At 57.4% G+C, this 244-nt stretch carries 1 protein-coding gene; it reads left to right on the top strand.

What is annotated here, in order from left to right:
• Positions 1-244: DUF2345 domain-containing protein (locus ACTHSL_RS14055; RefSeq protein WP_440381749.1), on the top strand; the 244-nt coding region annotated here is incomplete at both ends.

Here is a 244-nt window from a genome sequence, read left to right as displayed (position 1 = left end):
GCAGCCATACCGACATCAGCGCCGGCCAAAGCCTGACCGCCCATGCGGCAGAGGGCCTCAACCTGTTTGCGCAAAGCGGCGGCATCAAGGTACAGGCCAACCAGGGGAAAGTGGAAGTACAGGCACAGAACGACGAATTGCAGCTGAACGCGCTGAAGGACGCAACATTAACCAGCAGCGCGGGGAAAATCGCCATAGCGGCGAAGGAAGAGATACTGATTACCTGCAAAGGGGCGTATATCAA

The sequence above is a fragment of the Neisseria sp. P0008.S010 genome, assembly GCF_051962715.1.
Classification (GTDB): domain Bacteria; phylum Pseudomonadota; class Gammaproteobacteria; order Burkholderiales; family Neisseriaceae; genus Neisseria; species Neisseria elongata.
The sequence above is the reverse complement of the archived record's forward strand: the minus strand, read 5'-3'. Positions and strand labels throughout refer to the sequence as shown.